5 protein-coding genes are annotated in these 1,750 nt (G+C 59.3%); 4 read left to right on the forward strand and 1 reads right to left on the reverse strand.

Annotated features, from left to right (window positions below):
• The coding region (locus ASU03_RS18470) for a recombinase family protein (protein ID WP_442855150.1) at positions 1-213 on the reverse strand (213 nt) is incomplete at its 3' end.
• A gap of 158 nt (positions 214-371) precedes the next feature.
• Here ASU03_RS18470 and ASU03_RS18475 point away from each other — a divergent pair.
• The 4 genes from ASU03_RS18475 to ASU03_RS20090 form a co-directional block, all read left to right on the forward strand.
• On the forward strand, positions 372-749 hold the full coding sequence (locus tag ASU03_RS18475; RefSeq protein ID WP_003151133.1) for a type II toxin-antitoxin system RelE/ParE family toxin: 378 nt from the start codon (positions 372-374) through the stop codon (positions 747-749).
• Positions 730-1,065, forward strand: coding sequence for a helix-turn-helix domain-containing protein (locus ASU03_RS18480; protein ID WP_057833239.1), 336 nt, complete (start codon positions 730-732; stop codon positions 1,063-1,065). Before ASU03_RS18475 ends, ASU03_RS18480 begins: the two co-directional genes overlap by 20 nt.
• A 14-nt stretch (positions 1,066-1,079) precedes the next feature.
• Positions 1,080-1,415, forward strand: coding sequence for a hypothetical protein (locus tag ASU03_RS18485; RefSeq protein WP_057833240.1), 336 nt, complete (start codon positions 1,080-1,082; stop codon positions 1,413-1,415).
• 23 nt (positions 1,416-1,438) lie between these two features.
• On the forward strand, positions 1,439-1,750 hold a 312-nt coding region (locus ASU03_RS20090), incomplete at its 3' end, for a hypothetical protein (protein WP_082627349.1).

The raw sequence follows: 1,750 nt of genomic DNA on the forward strand, positions 1-1,750 counted from the left end.
ATCGCCGGCTCGAACGAACTCAAGCGCCCGCGCCAAGCCGGCACGGTCATCCTTCGCGCCAGAGGCACGATCCTCAAACAGGTGACGCGGATCGACGCCGGCGGCGAGCAGCGCGTCGCGCTGCAAGTCCGTGCTCTGGCGGTCGGAGTCCGACGACACGCGCATGTAGCCAACCAACATAGGCGGATAACCATCAAAAACAGGTTTCCGCATAATAGCGAATAGCGATAGAGTTTTCCGTACATTTTTGAGGGGGTGTTGCACAGGTAGCACAGCGGCGGCTGACAGCCTGTCGCAAAACAAATGTTTTACGACACCTCCTTGAGGTTGCCGCGTTTACATCATTACCTGAACAGGTATAAAATTCCGTCATGACAAACAAAGAAAAACCGCTCGAATGGATCGCGAGCAGCCACAAGGATTTGATGGCGTTGCCGTCCGACGTGCGTCGCCGTTTCGGTTACGCGCTCTCGTTGGCGCAGATAGGCGATCAGGATGACGCAGCAAAGGTGCTCAAGGGGTTCGGTGGTGCCGGCGTGCTGGAGGTCGTCGAAGACGATGCCGGCGGCACCTATCGAGCGGTATACACGGTCAAGTTTGCGGAAGCGGTGTTCGTCCTGCACTGCTTCCAGAAGAAGAGCAAGAGCGGAATCGCCACGCCAAAGGCCGACATGGACATCATCCGCGCTCGGCTGAAGGTGGCCGAGGTATTGGCACAGGAGCTACGAAATGCAAAAACGAATCATTGAAGGCGTCGAGGTTCAGCGCAGCTCGGGCAACGTCTTTGCCGACCTTGGACTGCCTGACGCTGAAAAGCTCAAGATCAAGACCGGCCTGGTGGTCGAGATCAGGAGGGCCATGCGCGCCCTTGGGCTGACTCGACAAGCGGCGGCCAAACGCATGGGCAGCCCGCAACCGAAGGTGTCGGGCATGATGCGCGGCGACTTCACCAATCTAGCCGAACGCAAGCTGATGGATTGTCTGAAGCGCCTCGGCTACGACATCGAAATCAAGGTACGGCCAGCAGCCGAGCCGATCGGGCATCTAACGCTCGCAACCGCTTAATCGGCGCTCTCCTGATGGCAGCCCGCATCACCGACGACGAATGGGACGAACTGACTCCCGAGAATTTCGATACCACGGCACTGCTGCGTGCAGTCGATGCCGTGGACGTGCTGCGCGGCGATTTGAATGACAGCGCAGACGGCGCACCTCCGCAACTGCGCACCGACCTGTTGAAGCTGCATCAACTGGCAATGGCCGCGTTCAACGAGGGATCACGCAGCCGAGTGGCTGAGCTATTTGATCTCGCCGTGGATCTTCAGGATCAGGTTGATCATCTGATGACCTCGCTGGAACAAGTGCAAGAAACCCTGACCCGGTTGACGGCGCTCTACCCAGAAAGCCGGTCCTGAATGTTCTTGGAGACAACAACATCATGAGCCGCAGCCGCCGCAAAACGCCCATCGTTGGGCACACGACCTGCCGTAGCGATCGCGAGGACAAGAAACTCTGGCATCAGCGCTGGCGAACCCACGAGCGCACCGCGCTGGCCAGCGCGTCGCCGAAAGCTCTATGCGCCCATCTGCCTCTACTGGAAAACCAGGTCAGCAACGTCTGGTCGATGGGTAAGGATGGCCGCGCCTACTGGCCCATCAAGCGCCAGGCCGCCACGGCGGATCGCATTGCCAACCACAAGGGACGCAATCCGCAAGAGCGCGCCTCCCTGAAAAAGCGTCTGCTGCGCAAG

It is taken from the genome of Colwellia sp. TT2012, assembly GCF_001440345.1.
GTDB lineage: Bacteria > Pseudomonadota > Gammaproteobacteria > Enterobacterales > Alteromonadaceae > Colwellia.